Source organism: Allobosea sp. FW305-C-101, from assembly GCF_058783685.1.
This window is the reverse complement of the sequence record NZ_JBYSYT010000002.1, coordinates 1,115,269-1,130,108: the sequence shown is the minus strand read 5'-3', so window position 1 is coordinate 1,130,108 and position 14,840 is coordinate 1,115,269. Positions and strand designations below refer to the sequence as shown.

The 14,840-nt window shown below is 67.8% G+C and carries 14 protein-coding genes; 1 reads left to right on the top strand and 13 read right to left on the bottom strand.

Features of this window, described 5'->3' with window-relative positions; genetic code table 11:
* Window positions 1–22: 22 nt before the first annotated feature.
* The 7 genes from AC3WMA_RS12995 to AC3WMA_RS12965 form a co-directional block, all read right to left on the bottom strand.
* Window positions 23–1,048, bottom strand: coding sequence for an SIS domain-containing protein (locus AC3WMA_RS12995; protein WP_492285767.1), 1,026 nt, complete (start codon window positions 1,046–1,048; stop codon window positions 23–25).
* The gene (locus AC3WMA_RS12990) at window positions 1,041–1,988 is read right to left on the bottom strand and encodes a carbohydrate kinase family protein (protein ID WP_492285766.1); all 948 of its coding nucleotides are present in this window, start codon (window positions 1,986–1,988) and stop codon (window positions 1,041–1,043) included. The genes AC3WMA_RS12995 and AC3WMA_RS12990 overlap by 8 nt, the downstream gene beginning before the upstream one ends.
* Window positions 1,985–3,061 (bottom strand): ABC transporter ATP-binding protein, encoded by a 1,077-nt coding sequence (locus tag AC3WMA_RS12985; RefSeq protein ID WP_492285765.1) that lies wholly within the window; start codon window positions 3,059–3,061, stop codon window positions 1,985–1,987. The genes AC3WMA_RS12990 and AC3WMA_RS12985 overlap by 4 nt, the downstream gene beginning before the upstream one ends.
* Window positions 3,061–4,575, bottom strand: coding sequence for an argininosuccinate lyase (argH, locus tag AC3WMA_RS12980; protein WP_492285764.1), 1,515 nt, complete (start codon window positions 4,573–4,575; stop codon window positions 3,061–3,063). The genes AC3WMA_RS12985 and argH overlap by 1 nt, the downstream gene beginning before the upstream one ends.
* Before the next feature lie 5 nt (window positions 4,576–4,580).
* Window positions 4,581–5,423 carry a carbohydrate ABC transporter permease gene (locus AC3WMA_RS12975; protein WP_492285763.1) on the bottom strand — a complete coding sequence of 281 codons (843 nt, stop codon included), beginning with the start codon at window positions 5,421–5,423 and terminating at the stop codon, window positions 4,581–4,583.
* Window positions 5,423–6,358: a carbohydrate ABC transporter permease gene (locus AC3WMA_RS12970; protein WP_492285762.1), complete on the bottom strand. Its 936-nt coding sequence runs from the start codon at window positions 6,356–6,358 to the stop codon at window positions 5,423–5,425. The genes AC3WMA_RS12975 and AC3WMA_RS12970 overlap by 1 nt, the downstream gene beginning before the upstream one ends.
* Before the next feature lie 162 nt (window positions 6,359–6,520).
* Window positions 6,521–7,780 (bottom strand): sugar ABC transporter substrate-binding protein, encoded by a 1,260-nt coding sequence (locus AC3WMA_RS12965; protein WP_492285761.1) that lies wholly within the window; start codon window positions 7,778–7,780, stop codon window positions 6,521–6,523.
* A 165-nt stretch (window positions 7,781–7,945) separates the two neighbouring features.
* Between AC3WMA_RS12965 and AC3WMA_RS12960 the strand changes: the two genes are divergently transcribed.
* Window positions 7,946–9,181, top strand: coding sequence for an ROK family protein (locus AC3WMA_RS12960; RefSeq protein WP_492285760.1), 1,236 nt, complete (start codon window positions 7,946–7,948; stop codon window positions 9,179–9,181).
* Between the two features lie 16 nt (window positions 9,182–9,197).
* On the opposite strand, the gene AC3WMA_RS12955 is transcribed toward AC3WMA_RS12960, so the two are convergent.
* From AC3WMA_RS12955 to AC3WMA_RS12930, 6 genes are all read right to left on the bottom strand, one after another.
* Window positions 9,198–10,355, bottom strand: a complete 1,158-nt coding sequence (locus AC3WMA_RS12955; RefSeq protein WP_492285759.1) for an acyl-CoA dehydrogenase family protein — start codon at window positions 10,353–10,355, stop codon at window positions 9,198–9,200.
* 126 nt (window positions 10,356–10,481) lie between these two features.
* The gene (locus tag AC3WMA_RS12950) at window positions 10,482–10,826 is read right to left on the bottom strand and encodes a RidA family protein (protein ID WP_492285758.1); all 345 of its coding nucleotides are present in this window, start codon (window positions 10,824–10,826) and stop codon (window positions 10,482–10,484) included.
* A gap of 22 nt (window positions 10,827–10,848) precedes the next feature.
* Window positions 10,849–11,907, bottom strand: a complete 1,059-nt coding sequence (locus AC3WMA_RS12945) for an NAD(P)/FAD-dependent oxidoreductase (RefSeq protein ID WP_492286101.1) — start codon at window positions 11,905–11,907, stop codon at window positions 10,849–10,851.
* A gap of 65 nt (window positions 11,908–11,972) precedes the next feature.
* The gene (locus tag AC3WMA_RS12940) at window positions 11,973–13,427 is read right to left on the bottom strand and encodes an FAD-dependent oxidoreductase (protein ID WP_492285757.1); all 1,455 of its coding nucleotides are present in this window, start codon (window positions 13,425–13,427) and stop codon (window positions 11,973–11,975) included.
* A complete protein-coding gene (locus AC3WMA_RS12935) occupies window positions 13,424–13,732 on the bottom strand; it encodes a (2Fe-2S)-binding protein (protein ID WP_492285756.1) in 309 nt (102 codons plus the stop codon). The genes AC3WMA_RS12940 and AC3WMA_RS12935 overlap by 4 nt, the downstream gene beginning before the upstream one ends.
* On the bottom strand, window positions 13,713–14,840 hold the full coding sequence (locus AC3WMA_RS12930) for an NAD(P)/FAD-dependent oxidoreductase (protein WP_492285755.1): 1,128 nt from the start codon (window positions 14,838–14,840) through the stop codon (window positions 13,713–13,715). The genes AC3WMA_RS12935 and AC3WMA_RS12930 overlap by 20 nt, the downstream gene beginning before the upstream one ends.

Here is a 14,840-nt window from a genome sequence, read left to right as displayed (position 1 = left end):
GAAACCAAGGCTCTCGCCCCACTCACATCGTCTGCGTGACCTTGCGCAGATGCGGCGGGCGGTCGGGGTCGAGCCCGCGGGCCGCTGCCAGCGCGGCGATGCCGCCATAGAACGCGCGCGCCTGCAGCAGCGGCATCAGCACGGGCGGCGCCTCGGCCGGCACGGGCAGGGCGATGCCCGGTGCCGCATCGGAGCCGGCATAGGCGACCTCCGCTCCCAGCGCTGCGAAGTTGCGGGCGACCGAAAGCGTGCTTTCGCTGCCTTCGTCGGCGGGGTCGAGGACGAGCGCCGGGAAGCCCGGCCCGACCAGTGCCAGCGGGCCGTGCAGCACTTCGGCGGCACTGAAGGCCTCGGCATGGATGCGGCAAGTCTCCTTGAACTTCAGCGCCATCTCCTGGGCGATGCCGAGGCCGAGCCCGCGCCCGATGACATAGAGGCTCGTCGCCTGTTCGAGGCGGCGGAGAAAAGGTGACCAGTCGCAGAGGCCAGCCTGCCGCAGCAGCTCCGGCGAACGCACGAGCGCGTCCGAAAGGGCGCGCTCGCTGCTCCAGGCGGCCGTGAGATGCAGGAGGGCGATGCCAGTGGCGAGGAAGCTCTTGGTGGCGGCGACGCTGGTCTCGGGGCCGGCGGCGAGCGGCAGGGCGACATCGACCAGAGCCGCCAGCGGCGAGTCCATGTCGTTGATCAGGCCGACCGTCAACGCGCCGCCGCGCTTGGCCGTCTCGGTCAGTTGCAGCGCGTCCGGGCTGCGGCCGGATTGCGAGGCCGCGATGAAGACGGCGCCTGAAAGATCGAGCTCCTCGCGATAGACCGAGGCGAGGCTCGGGCCGAGCGAGGCGACCGGCAGCCCGAGCGTGCGCTCCAGCAGGTATTTGCCATAGGTCATGGCATGGTCGGAGGAGCCGCGCGCGCAGGTCGCGATGAAGGCGGGCTTGCGCCGCCGGAGCTGTTCGCCGAGCTGCGCCATCGCGCCGGCATTGGCCGAAATCTGGCAGGCGGCGACTTCGGCCGCCTCGGCGGCTTCGCGGGTGAGAATGGCTTCAGGCATCGATCCGCTCATGGCTGTGCAGCAGGTTCCGGCTGATCTCTTCGACCTCGGCGCGGTCAAGCCGTGTGCCGGCCCCGCCGACGGACCGGACGGACAGGGTACCGCAGGCGATCCCTTCCGCCAGCGCGTGTTTGGGTGCGCGTCCGGCAAGCAAGGCGGCGAGGAAACCGGCATTGAAGGCGTCACCCGCGCCGGTCGTGTCGAGAACCGGTCCGCCTTCGGGCGCAGGCAGGGCGGTGGCGGCGTCGCGATCAAAGAGGCGGGCGCCATTGCTGCCATCCTTGATGACGACGAGCGGGAAATGCCGGGCGAGGCGGATGCCGGCTTGATCGAGGTCCTCGCAAGCTGCGATGGCACGGGCCTCGGTTGCGTTGGGCAGGAAGATATCGGCGCCGGCGGCGCGCGCGATCAGGTCTGGCCGGCGGATCCAGTCATCGTCCCAGCTCGGATCGAGCGAGACCGTCAGGCCGGCATGCTTCGCCCTCTCGATCAGGTCGGGGATCTCGGCGAGCGTCGCGAATTCGGCGATGTGGAGATGGCGCGCGGCGGGGTCGGCGAGCGCTGCGTCCAGCGTCGCCGGGCGGGCGCCGCCGGCGCGCCGTGACAGGAAGGCGCGCTCGCCGTCCTGGACCATGACGACGGTCGGCTGCGGACCGGCTTCGGGCGTGCGTTCGAGCCAGCGGAGATCGACGCCGCTTTCCGTCAGCGCCGGCGCAAGCGTGCCGGAGAGCGGGTCCGTGCCGATCCGGGCGAGCAAGGCCGACCGCGTGCCGAGCGCGGCGAGATGGGCGGCCGTGATGAAGCCGCCGCCGCCGGGCACGATCGCCACCGTCTCGGCGAAACGTTCCTCGCCGAGGCGCGGCAATGCGTCGAAGCCGCGGAAGACGATGTCGCAGTAGAGCCGGCCGATGCTGAGGACGAGGTCGCGCCCGGTGCTCATAGGGCGCGCTCGGTCGCCGCGTCGAACAGGCGCAGGGCATCGATGCCGGCACCGAGCCGGACCTCGTGGCCGACGACCGGCGGCGCCTTGGCGGAGGCCGAGGCGAGGATCAGCCCGTCACCATGCTCGACATGGACGAAGGTCTCCGAGCCCAGCGGCTCGACGACCGCGACCTTGCCGGTGAGCACGAGATCGGCATTGTCGCCGGGTGCCAGCACGCGCAGTTCCTGCGGGCGGACGCCGACCAGCACCTCGGCGGGGAGCGTGGCCGGGCGTGTCGGAAGGGCGATGGTATTGCCGGCCAGCTCCAGCTTCGGCTTTCCGTCGGTGTTGCTCGTCCTGCCGGGAAGGATGTTCATCGTCGGCGAGCCGATGAAGCGGGCGGTGAAGACGTCGGCCGGCTTCTCGTAAAGCTCCATCGGCGCGCCGACCTGGAGGATGCGGCCGTCGCGCATCACCACGATCCGGTCGGCCAGCGTCATCGCCTCGACCTGATCATGGGTGACGAAGACGATGGTGCGGCCGAGCCGCTGGTGCAGGCGCTTGATCTCCAGCCGCATCTGGGCGCGCAGTTGCGCGTCGAGATTGGAGAGCGGCTCGTCGAACAGGAAGGCGGCGGGGTCGCGCACCATGGCGCGGCCGATGGCGACGCGCTGGCGCTGGCCGCCGGACAAGGCCGAGGGCTTGCGTTCGAGCAGCGGTTCGAGGCCGAGGATGCGGGCTGTCTCCTCGATGCGGCGGCGCTTCTCGGCCTTGTCGAGCTTCGCGGTATAGAGGCCGAAGCCGATATTCTCGGCGACGCTCATATGCGGGTAGATCGCGTAGTTCTGGAACACCATGGCGATGTTCCGCTCCTTCGGCTCCAGCCGGTTCACGGGCCGCTCGCCGATGGTGATGATGCCATCGTCGATCTCCTCCAGGCCCGCGATCATGCGCAAGGTCGTCGACTTGCCGCAGCCGGAGGGGCCGACGAAGACGACGAATTCACCATCCTCGATCGTGAGGTCGATGCCGTGGACGACCTGCGTCTTGCCGTAGCGCTTGACCAGCCCCTGAAGCTCGATACCCGCCATCAGGCTGCTCCCATCAGATCCGCGAAGGCGGCGTCGAGTTCATGGCGCGCGGAAGCCTCGCGCGCAGCGGTCGCGGTTGCGGCCAGGCCAGCAGCGACCAGAACGCCGCGATAACCGGCGAAGGCGGTGGCCAGCGCCTGCGGCCCCGGCCCGCCGAAGCGCTCGCGCACCGCGACGAAATGCTCGGGCGAAACGGCCTCGGCGAAGGCGGCTTCGTTCAGTTCCGGTTCGCGGCCGGCATGCTCGCGGAAGGCCTTCTGGAAGGGTGCGTAGCCGTCGCGCGGTAGGTCGCCATCGGCCGCGACCACGGCACGAGCGACATCGGCGGCGATCTCATGGGCCGCGCGGAAGGACAGGCCTTCCGACCGAACCAGCGTGTCGGCCAGCTCCGTGATGGTGATGCAGGAGCGGCGGATGTTCTCGGCGACGCGCCGGCCGTCGACCTGCAATGCCGGCAGCAGCGCGGTGAGGAGGCTGAGCACACGCTCGCCCGTCGCGAAGGCCTGGTAGCCGGCCTCGTTGGTTTCGCCCTCGGCGTCGTTCATGTCGGTGAAGGGCGTATTGTGGACGATGTCCCTGACCATCCGGGCGCGCGCCACGGTCTGCGATGCCAGATGGCGCAGATGCTCGATCGGCACCGGATTGCGCTTCTGCGGCATGATCGAGGAGATCTGCACGAAGGCGTTGGGCACATAGAGCTGGCCGACCTCGAAGGCGGTCCAGACCTGCAAATCCTGGATCAGCCGGCCGAGATGGAGGAAGACGAGCTCGATCGCGCTATAGGTCGCGGTGAGGTAATCGATCGCGGCGATGCAGCCATAGGAATTCTGCAGCGGAGCGGCAAAGCCGAGCAGATGCGCGACGCGGGCGCGATCCAGCGGGAAGCCCGAGGTGGTGATCGCGGCCGCGCCCATCGGCGAGAGGTCGAGCAGGGCGCGCGCCTGCACCAATCGCTCATGGTCGCGCAGCATCACCTCGATCGCGGCCGAGAGGTAATGGCCGAAGGTGGTCGGCTGGGCCGGCTGGCCATGGGTATAGGCGACGATCAATGTCGCCTTCTCGCGCTCGGCGAGGTCGAGGGTCGCGGTGATCAATGCACGCAGCAGGCCGGCCATATGGTCGAGCCGCGGCTTCAAGGCGAGCTTGAACAGGGTGTGGTCGATATCGTTGCGCGAGCGGCCGGTATGGAGGCGCCCGGCATCATCCGCCGGCAGGCGCTTCTTCAGCTCCGCCTCGATCAGGAAGAAGTAATCCTCGACCGTGCCGTCATAGCTCAGCGCGGCCGGGTCGATGTCGGCATCGATTGCGGCGAGCGCGCGGGCGATGCGGCCGGCGGTAGTGCGCGGCAGGATGCCGGTCTCGGCAAGCATGACGAGATGGGCGCGATCGATGGCGCGGAAGCTCTGGACGTGATGCGTCCTGGCGCCGTCGAAGAGCGGGCGCAGCACGGTTTCCTTGTAGACCGGATCGGGGAAGACGGACGTATCGTTCGCCCGTGGATCGGTTTTCGTCATGGCAATCAGCCCTTGAGACCGGCGAGGACCACGCCGCGCACGATATAGCGCTGGAGCAGCAGGAAGACGGTCAGCGTCGGCAAGGTGGCGAGCGCCGCGCCCGTCATGATCAATTCCCACTGGACCTGCGATTCCACCGCAAAGCTCGTGAGGCCGACCGGCAAGGTGTAAAGCTCCTTGCTCGTCGTCACGATCAGCGGCCAGATGAAAGCGGTCCAGTTGCTGAGGAAGGTGAAGATCGCCAGCGCCGAGAGGGCCGGCGTCACCAGCGGCATGGCGATGCGCCAGAAGATTGCGAATTCGTTGAGGCCGTCGATGCGGGCGGCTTCGAGGAAGTCATTCGGCACCGTCTCGAAGAACTGCTTCATCAGGAAGGTGCCGAAGGCCGTCATCATGCCCGGGAACATGATGCCCCAGTAGCTATCGAGCCAGCCGAAGTTCTTGGCCATGACATACCAGGGGATGACCAGCATCTCGGTCGGGATCATCAGCGTCGAGAGGATCGCGATGAAGACGAGATAGCGGCCGCGGAACTGGAATTTGGCCAAGGTGTAGCCGACGAGACTGTCGAAGAAGACGTTCGAGAGCGTGACCGCAACCGCGATGCCGAAGGAATTGGCGAACCAGCGCAGGAAGCGGCCGTCCGAGAGCACGGTCACGTAGTTGGCGAGTGTCGGGTGGGCCGGGAAGAAGGCGAGATCGTAGATCTCGGAGGAATCCTTTAGCGAGGTCGCGAACATGAAGGCGAGCGGCGTCACCATCAGCAGGCCGCCGCCGAAGAGCAGGAGCCAGGCGAGGATGCGACCGGGCTCGATGCGCAGGGCCAGGGGGGAGGCGGCGGCGCTCATCAGCGATCCCTTAGCAGCCTAAGCTGCAGCAGCGAGACCACGAGCAGCACGAGGAAGAGCACGACGGTCTGGGCCGCGGCATAGCCCATGTCGAAGGAGGAGAAGGCCGTCTGGTAGATCATCAGCACGAGCGGCTTGGTGGCGTTCAAGGGGCCGCCGGGATCGCTGCTCGTCTGGCTGGTCATGTTGTAGACCTGATCGAAGATGCGCAGGAACCCGATCGAGGAGAAGACGACGAGAAAGACGATCGTCGGCTTGAGCAGCGGCAGGGTGATCCGCCGCAGGATCGTCCCGTTCGAGACGCCGTCGATGCGGGCGGCTTCGTAGTAGGTGGTCGGAATGGCGCGCAGGCCCGCCATGAAGATCACGACCTGGAAGCCGAGCCCGGCCCAGATGGCGGGCGCCAGCACGGCCGGCAGCGATTGGGTGGTCGAGCGCAGGAAGGGCTGCTGGGCGATGCCGAGCCCGGCGAGCAGGTTGTTGAACAGACCGATCGGCACCGGCTGGTAGAACCAGCGCCAGACCCAGGCCATCGCTGCAGCGGTCGTCAGGAAAGGCAGGAAGTACAGCGCCCGGATGAAGCCGTGCAGGAAGCGCACGCGGTCGAGATGATAGGCGATGGTGAAGGCGAGCAGCAGGCTGATCGGCGTGCCCAGTAGCAGGTAAAGCGCGGTGTTGCGGAAGACCTGCCAGAACACCGGATCGGCCATCAGCCGCTTGAAATTGGCCAGCCCGATGAAGGAGGGCTTGGTCAGCAGGTTCCAGTTGGTGGTGGCGATCCAGAAGGCTTCGAGCGTCGGATAGAAGCGCACCACCGCATAGAACAGCACCGGCACGGCCAGGAAGGACCAGGCCCAGAGGACCTGTTTCTGGCGCATGCCGAGGCCCGACGAGAGACGTGCGCCGGCATCGTCGGCTTTCTGGGACAAACTCATCGCGATTGGTCCGAAGCATGCGCGGGAACCGCCGCGTCATCCCGGACAAGCTGTGCAGCAGCGCAGATCCGGGATCCATCGTCGAGCGCGGGAGCCTTACGATGGATCCCGGCGCTCCGCTTCGCTGCGGCCGGGATGACGGCGTGGTTCACGCGCGGGCTCTCACTTCTTGTAGAAGCGGTCGAGGATGGCCTGCTCGGCCTTGGCGGCCTCCGCGAGCGCGGCCTTGGCATCCTGGTTCTGCAGCAGCACGCGGTTGATCATGTCGAGCGCGACCTGGCGCTGGGCCAGCTCGTCGACGAAGACCGTGGCGTGCGAGTAGTTGAGCGCCTTGAGGAACGGCCCATAGACCGGGTGGTTCAGGTTCTTCTCGGTCTCGGCCGCTTCCTTGCGCGCCGGCAACTCGCCGACGGTTTCGAGCCAGAGCTGCATCGCCTCGGGCGTGGTGACAAAGGCGAGGAACTTCTTGGCCGCCTCCAGCTTCGGGCCGGTCGGCTTGGTGGTGATGGCGTTGACCCAGTAGCTGGCGAAATTCGCCTTCTTGCCGTCGGCCGAGGCCGGAAGCTCGGCGACGCCCCATTCGAAGGCCTTGATGCCGCCGAAGGCGCCCAGGCGGAACGAGCCGTCGATGGTCATCGCGGCGCGGCCGGCGCGGAAGGCGGCCTGGCCTTCGTCCATGAAGCCGACCTGGCCGACCTTGTGGGTGCGCTGCAGGTCAGCATACCAGTTCAGCGACTTGGCGCCGGCCTCGCTGTCATAGGTCACCTTGCGGTTGTCGTCGCTATAGGGCGCGCCGCCGTTCTGGCGGAGCAGCGTCTCGCGCCACCAATGATAGTCCTGGCCGGGGAAGTCGAGCGTGATGCCGGCCGAGAGCATGTTGCCGGCGCCGTCGCGCTTGGTCGTCTTCTTGGCCATGTCGAGCAGCTCTTCGACGGTCTTGGGCGGCGTGTTCGGGTCGAGCCCGGCCTCCTGGAAGAGCTTCTTGTTGTAGAACAGCGCGAGCGAGCGCACCGCCGTCGGCAGCGCGTAATACTCACCGTCGCGCTTCATCGCCGAGACGATCGGGTAGAATTCCTTCTCGATCATCGCGGGCGGGAAGGCGTCACGTGGCAACGGCTGGATGAACTTGGCGCCGACGAAGTTGTCGAGCCAGCCATAGAAGAGCTGCACGACATCCGGGCCCTGGCCGGCCGGCATCGCGGCGGCGATCTTGGTCTGGTAGTCGGCATAGGGGAAGGTCGTCTGCTTGACCTTGATGTTCGGATTGGCGGCCTCGAAGCGCTTGATCAGCTCCGTCATCGCCTTGACGCGCGCGTCGAAGACGTACTGCCAGTATTCGATCTCGATGGTCTGCGCCTTGGCGCCGGCGACCGCGCCGACCGAGACCATCAGACCCAACAGCATCCCGCGTAAGCCGCGCATGACCCTCTCCCCTGATTTCGTCGTCCTCCGTCCCTGCCGGCGGACGGCATTCGGGAGGCTCGCTGATATCGTCGTCTTACCGGCCCGCGGCTGTCAATCAATTAATTCACTTGAGTTGGATTAATTGCCGGAGCAGGCTGTCCGCCCGACCCAGCGCGACAGCCTATGCCGAACCGTCCCGTCCCTCCTTCCCGCAGCGTCGCCGTCGGTACCAATCCCGAGCGGACGCGCAGCCATAACCGCCGGGTGGTGCTGGAAACCGTGCGCCAGCACGGCCAGCTCGGCCGGTCCGACATCGCGGTGCTGACAAAGCTCACGGCACAGGCGGTCTCCAATATCGTCGCCGAACTGGTCGAGGAGGGCTTCCTGACCGAGCTTGGCCGGCGCCGGACGGCGCGGGGCCAGCCGCCGGTCGAATTCGCCGTCAATCCCGAGGGCGGGATGACGGCGGGGATGGAAATCGCGGCCGACCACGTCACGACCGTCCTCGTCGACCTCGCCGGGCGGATCAGGGCGCAGCGCATTGCGCCGCTCGCGGACACCACAGTCGTTGGGGTGCAGAGGACGGCCGCGGCGGAGCTGGCCGCGATCAGGCGCGAGGTCGGCCTGCCCGAGCGCCTGCTTGGTTGCGGCGTCGTGATGCCCGGCCCCTTCGAGATCGAGGGCATGAACTCGGTCGGCACCTCGCCGCTGCCTGGCTGGGCCGGGCAGGATGCGGCGCAGCTGTTGCAGGACGCGCTCAACACGCCAGTGGTGATCGAGAACGACGCCAATGCGGCGGCGGTCGGAGAGCATCTCCATGGGCTCGGCCGCAACCTGCGCCATTTCTGCCAGATCTATTTCGGCGCGGGCCTCGGCCTCGGCGTCATCGTCGCCGGCCAGCCCCATCGCGGCGCCTTCGGCAATGCCGGCGAGATCGGCCATATCCCGGTGGTCCGAGACGGGCGCGCCTGCGCCTGCGGCGGGCATGGCTGCCTCGAACGCTACGCTTCCTTCCATGCGCTGGCGGAGACCTTGCGCGAGGCCGGCATTGCCGAGCTTGGGCCGGAGGACGTCGCGCGCCTGCATGCGCAAGGGGATCCCGCTCTGACCGGTTGGATAGCCGAGGCGGCCGGGCTGCTGGCCCCTGTCGTGACGATGCTGGAGAACCTGTTCGATCCGGAGACCGTCATCCTCGGTGGCGAGATGCCGGACACGGTCATCGATGCGCTGATCGCGGCGATGTCGCCCTTGCCGATCTCGGTGGCGAACCGGCCCGGCCGAACGATCCCGCGCGTCCAGCGCGGCGGAACCGGGCGTCTGACGGCAGCGCTTGGCGCGGCGGCGCTGCCCCTGCTCGACACGATGACACCGAAGCTCGACCGTGTCAGCCTGACGCCCGAGGCTCCTGCCTCGGACTAGGAGGCAGAGGCCAGCGTCAGTAGGAGCGCGGCATGCCCAGCACATGCTCGGCGAGGTAGGACAGGATCAGGTTCGTCGAGATCGGCGCGACCTGATAGAGCCGCGTCTCCCTGAACTTGCGCTCGACATCGTATTCCTCGGCGAAGCCGAAGCCGCCATGGGTCTGCACGCAGGCATTGGCGGCTTCGAAGGAGGCATCGGCCGCCAGCATCTTGGCCATGTTGGCCTCGGCGCCCGGATTGGCGCCGGCCTCGTAGAGCCGGATCGCCTCGCGCACCATCAGTTCGGCGGCGCGCATATTGGCGTAGGCCTTGGCGATCGGGAACTGGATGCCCTGGTTCTGGCCGATCGGCCGGCCGAAGACATGACGCTCCCTGGCATAGGTCGAGGCCTTGTCGATGAACCATTTGGCATCGCCGACGCATTCCGCGGCGATCAGGATGCGCTCGGCATTCATGCCGGAGAGGATGTAGCGGAAGCCTTTGCCTTCTTCGCCGACGAGGTTTTCGGCCGGCACCTTCACATTGTCGAAGAAAACCTCGGTCGTGGCATGGTTCATCATCGTGCGGATCGGTCGGATGGTCAGGCCATCCTTCAGCGCCTCGCGCATGTCGAGGATGAAGACCGAGAGCCCGTCGGTGCGCTTCTGCACCTGATCGCGGGGCGTGGTGCGGGCGAGCAGCAGCATCAGGTCCGACTGCGCCGCGCGGCTCGTCCAGATCTTCTGGCCGTTGACGACGTAGTGGTCGCCTTCGCGGCGGGCGGTGGTGCGCAGAGCTGTGGTGTCGGTGCCGCTGGTCGGCTCGGTGACACCGAAGGCCTGCAGCCTGAGTTCGCCGGAGGCAATCTTGGGGAGGTAGCGCTGCTTCTGGTCCTCGGTGCCGTGCCTGAGTACCGTGCCCATCACATACATCTGCGCATGGCAGGCGGCGCCGTTGCAGCCCTGGCGCTGGATTTCCTCCATGATGACGGCAGCCGCCGAGAGCGTGAGGCCGGCACCGCCGTACTCTTCGGGGATCAGCGCCGAGAGGAAGCCGCTTTCGGTCAGCGCCGTCACGAACTCCGTCGGATAAGCCATCTCGCGGTCGAGCTTGCGCCAGTATTCGCCGGGGAAATCCGCGCAGAGCCTGGCGACGGCGTCGCGGATCTCGGAATGGTCGGAAGCGTGCTGCATGCTGGTCTCGGAGCTGGCGTCAGGCCGCGACCCTAGGCCAGCGTCGGGAGGTTGGGCACCCCTGTTCCCGCTTTCCCCGGATCAGCTGCAGGCGCGCCGCGCCTGCAGCTCTCCCATCCAAGCCGCTCAGCGCGCGGCGGTGACCACGATCTCGATGATCGCGCCGCCGCCGAGATCGGCGACGCCGACGGTGGCGCGGGTCGGCATGTCCTCGCCGAAGAAGCCGGTCCAGGCGGCGTCCATCTCCTTCTTCTGGGAGAGGTCGGTGACGAATATCTGCGCGGCGACGATCGCCTTGCGGTCGAGCCCGACCTCGCCGAGATAGCCCTCGATCTTGCCGAGGATGTTCTGGGTCTGCGGACCCATCGACTGCTTGGTGTCGTCGGCGATGACGCCGCCGACGAAGACGAGATTGCCGGTCTCGACGATGCGGTTCTGGATCGGCGTGCGGATGGAGCGCTTGATGGCCATGGGTCTTCTCCTGCGTTGAAATTCAGTGGGTGGTGGTGAAGCGGGTGATGTCGAGGCCGTCGATCGGCACGTTCGAGCGGCCGGTCGCGATGATCTCGGCCATCACGGCACCGGCTCCCGGTCCGAGCTGGAAGCCATGAGCCGAGAAGCCGAACTGGTGGTAGACGCCTTCGTGCTTGGCGCTCCTGCCGAAGACCGGGAGGTCGTCCGGCATGCGCGCCTCGATGCCGGCCCAGGCGCGCACGACCGGCGCGCCGCGCATGATCGGGAAGAGGTCCCAGACCGTGCCGGCGCTGATTGCGAGCTTGCGCCAGTCGAGCAGGGTGACGTTCTCGTCGCGCAAGGGGGTGCCGAGATGCCCGCCGCCGATCAGCACCGTGCCGTTGTCGAACTGCTTGAAGGAGAGTTTTCGTCCACGCAGGATCACCACCGGCTTGATGAAGGCCGGCAACGGCGCTGTGATCATCAGCATCGGCGCGATGACCGAGAGCGGCACGGGCTCGCCGAGATCGCTGGCGATGCGGTCTGCCCAGGCGCCGGCGGCATTGACGATGCGAGGGCTAAGGAAGTCGCCGGCATCGGTTAGGACGCGCCAGTTCGGCCCGTCCTGCTCGACCTTGGTGACGCGAACGCCCTCGCGGATGGCGACGCCGAGGCTTTCGGCCTTGCGCTTGAAGGCCTGCGTCGCGCGCAAGGGGATCGCGGCGCCGTCGCGGCGCGAGATCACGCCGCCCGGGCAGCTCTCGGAAACGGCGGGGACGATTTCGCGCAGCTCTTTCGCGTCGATCATCTCCTCATGGTGGAAGCCGCGCAGCGTCAGGTCGGCGACGCGGGCGCGGCAGCCTTCGAGGTCAGCCTCGTCCTCGGCAACCAAAACCTGCCCGTCGCTGGTGAAGCCGCAATCGTCGTCGACCAGTTCGGCGATGTTGTGCCAGAGCGCCATCGAGGTGTTGGAGAGAGGGATTTCCGCGACATGGCGGGCAAGCTGGCGCACGCCGCCGGCGTTGACGCCGGAGGCGTGGCGCCCGGCATGGTCTTTCTCGATCAGGATGACCGAGAGCCCGCGCAGCGCGCAATGCATCGCGGTCGAGCAGCCATGGATGCCGCCGCCGATGACGATGACATCGGCGCTATTGCCGGATGTGCTCACCGCACGACCGCCTTCACCGAGGCTTCGGTCTGCGGCAAGGCCGCAAGCTCGGCCAGCGTCACCGGCTTGATCGGCGGGCGCAGGCGGTAATAGCCGGTCTCGGCCGGGGTCGTGCCGCGCGTCTGCGCGATCAACTCGACGACGGTCGGGCCGCAGAGGCGGCCCTGGCAGGGGCCCATGCCGCAACGCAGGAAGGCCTTCATCTGGTTGGGGCCGGTGACGCCGAGGCGCTTGGCGGCGTCGCGGACCTGGCCGGCAGTGACCTCCTCGCAGCGGCAGACGATCGTCTCGTCCTTGGGCGGCGCCAGGAATTGTGGCGCCGGCTTGTAGAGCAGATCGAGGAAGCGCCGCCCGCGCAGCTTCTTGTCGAGTTCGGTACGGATCGGGGCCGCCTGCCGGTCGCGCTCGGCCTCGCTGAGCTTGCCGAGCCGGGATGCGACGCCGAAGGCCGCGATCTCGCCGCGCAGGGCGGCGCTTTCCGCGCCGCCGATGCCGGCCCCGTCACCGGCGATGGCGATGCCGGGCACGGTCGAGGCGAACCAGGCATCGACGCGCGGTAGCCAGGCGTGCTGCTCGGTATCGAAATCATGAGCGCAGCCGGCGGCATTGGAGAAGTTGACGCTTGGGATCACGCCTTGATGCAGCAGCAGCGTATCGCAAGCGATGGTGCCGGTGCGGCCACCCTGCTCGAACTGTACCGTCGCGAGCTTTCCGCTGCCGGTCGCCGTCAGGCTGGTCACGCCGGAGACGAAGCGCAGCTTGCGTCGCGCGGTCAGCATCAGCTTGAGACCCTTGGCGAGATAGGGCGAGCGCAGGAAGTCCGGGACGGCGGCGAGCGCCTTCGACCAATTGGCGGACGGCGTCGTATCGAGCACGGCGGCGATCTGGCAGCCGGCGGCGGCGAGCTGGCCTGCCAGCAGGTAAAGCAGCGGGCCGCAGCCGGCGATGACCGTGCGCCCCGATGGAATGGCGCCAGCGGATTTGAGCGCGATCTGGGCGGCGCCCGCGGTCATCACGCCGGGCAAGGTCCAGCCGGGGATGGGGAAGGGGCGCTCCTGCGCGCCTGTGGCGAGGATCACTTGCTTGGCGCCGATGATGCGGGCCTTGCCGTCGAGCGAGAGGCCGAGCTCGAATGTACCGGGCGCGGTCTCGTCCGGGCCGATCGACCAGACGGTGCAGCGCGGCGCGTAGGTGGCCTGCGAGCGCTCGAAGCGGGCGACGATCTCGCCGCCGCGCCAATAGTCCTCGCCGAGGATGGCGCGGTTCTTCACCGGCGTCGTGGTCACGGCGCGGTAGATCTGGCCGCCCGGCGCCGGGTTCTCGTCGGCGAGCAGCACGGAGAGGCCGAGTTCGGCGGCACGCGTCGCGGCCGAGAGGCCGGCCGGGCCGGCGCCGACGACGAGGAGGTCGTAGCTCTCGGAGAGCTGTTGGATGCTTGCGACCGGTGTCATTCCGCGGCCTCCGTGAGATGGCGGCGGCCATGCTGGGTCTCGATGCGCATGCCATCCGCGAGCGGGACGAGACAGCCTTGCCGGTTGCCAATGCCGTCGATGACGACGAGGCAGTCGAAGCAGGCGCCCATCAGGCAATAGGGCGCGCGCGGCGTATCGGAGACCGGCGTCTCGCGGCAGGCGGTGATACCGTTCACGAGCAGGGCAGCGGTGACCGTGTCGCCGGCACGCGCCGTCAGCGGCCGGCCGTCGAAGGTGAAGCTCAGCTCCTCGCCCGCGGCAAGGTCAGCTATGGGCCGGAACATGGAACCTCCTTGCGGTGAAGCTCGCGACGCTCTCAGGCAAGGTGCCGGCGAGGATCGCGGGAGCAAGCGTCAGGGCATGATTGGCGGCAAGCGTCACGCCTGAATGGCAGGTGACGACGAAGGCGCCAGGATGGGTTTGCGACTGGTCGTAGATCGGGAAGCCGTCGGGGCTCATCACGCGCAAAGCCGACCAGGTGCGGACCACGTTGAGGCCGGCGAGGCGCGGGAACATCTTCACGGCCCGTTCCGCCATGGTCGAGAGGATCGGCTGGCCGACGACGGTATCGAAGCCGCGATCCTCCTGGCTGTCGCCGATCATCACGCCGCCCTCGTCGGTCTGCCGGACCGTGACCATCGGGTTGTGCAGGAAGGGGTCGGTCTTCTCGGTGACGATGATCTGGCCCTTGCTCGGCTTCACGGGCGCATCGAGCCCGACCATGGGCGCGAGCCTGGCATTGCCGAGGCCGGCGCAGAGCACGATTTTGCCGGTGCGCATCTCGCCCCAGGGGCCGGTGATGGCGAAGCCGCCATCCCGGGGCACGATCGTTTCGACCGGGCTGTTCGGACGGTAGCCGACGCCGCGCCGGACCGTCGCCTCGCGCAAAGCCCGGAACAGCTTCAGCGAATTCACATGGCCGTCGAGCGGGGAATAGAGCGAGCCGACCACGTCCTTGCCGATGGCGGGCAGGCGCCGCTTCGTCTCGGCATGGTCGAGCACCTCATAGGGGAAATCGGTCAGCGGCCGGCTGTTATGAAGGCGGCGCATCGCGTCGACGCGCTTGTTGAGCTCCTCCTCCGACAGGCAGAGCATGAAGCCGCCGGGCTGGCTATGGGCGACGTCGATCCCGGTCTCGCCGGCAAGCGTCGCGGCGAGTTCGTGCCAGCTATCGGCGGAGCGGCGCGACCAGAGCGCATAATCGGGCATGCCAAAACCCTTGGACTGCACCCAGACCAGCGCGAAATTGCCGCGCGAGGCCCGCAACGCGGTGTCGCCTTCGTCGAGGATCGCGACCTTGGCACCGCTGCGGGCAAGGCCGAGCGCGATGGCGCCGCCGACCACGCCGCCGCCGATCACGGCGACATCGGGTTCTTTGGGGAGAGTGGACAC

Coding starts and splice junctions, on each gene's coding strand:
- AC3WMA_RS12995 (WP_492285767.1), bottom strand. CDS start 1,048: ATGCCTGAAGCCATTCTCACCCGCGAAGCCGCCGAGGCGGCCGAAGTC.
- AC3WMA_RS12990 (WP_492285766.1), bottom strand. CDS start 1,988: ATGAGCACCGGGCGCGACCTCGTCCTCAGCATCGGCCGGCTCTACTGC.
- AC3WMA_RS12985 (WP_492285765.1), bottom strand. CDS start 3,061: ATGGCGGGTATCGAGCTTCAGGGGCTGGTCAAGCGCTACGGCAAGACG.
- argH (WP_492285764.1), bottom strand. CDS start 4,575: ATGACGAAAACCGATCCACGGGCGAACGATACGTCCGTCTTCCCCGAT.
- AC3WMA_RS12975 (WP_492285763.1), bottom strand. CDS start 5,423: ATGAGCGCCGCCGCCTCCCCCCTGGCCCTGCGCATCGAGCCCGGTCGC.
- AC3WMA_RS12970 (WP_492285762.1), bottom strand. CDS start 6,358: ATGAGTTTGTCCCAGAAAGCCGACGATGCCGGCGCACGTCTCTCGTCG.
- AC3WMA_RS12965 (WP_492285761.1), bottom strand. CDS start 7,780: ATGCGCGGCTTACGCGGGATGCTGTTGGGTCTGATGGTCTCGGTCGGC.
- AC3WMA_RS12960 (WP_492285760.1), top strand. CDS start 7,946: ATGCCGAACCGTCCCGTCCCTCCTTCCCGCAGCGTCGCCGTCGGTACC.
- AC3WMA_RS12955 (WP_492285759.1), bottom strand. CDS start 10,355: ATGCAGCACGCTTCCGACCATTCCGAGATCCGCGACGCCGTCGCCAGG.
- AC3WMA_RS12950 (WP_492285758.1), bottom strand. CDS start 10,826: ATGGCCATCAAGCGCTCCATCCGCACGCCGATCCAGAACCGCATCGTC.
- AC3WMA_RS12945 (WP_492286101.1), bottom strand. CDS start 11,907: ATGCATTGCGCGCTGCGCGGGCTCTCGGTCATCCTGATCGAGAAAGAC.
- AC3WMA_RS12940 (WP_492285757.1), bottom strand. CDS start 13,427: ATGACACCGGTCGCAAGCATCCAACAGCTCTCCGAGAGCTACGACCTC.
- AC3WMA_RS12935 (WP_492285756.1), bottom strand. CDS start 13,732: ATGTTCCGGCCCATAGCTGACCTTGCCGCGGGCGAGGAGCTGAGCTTC.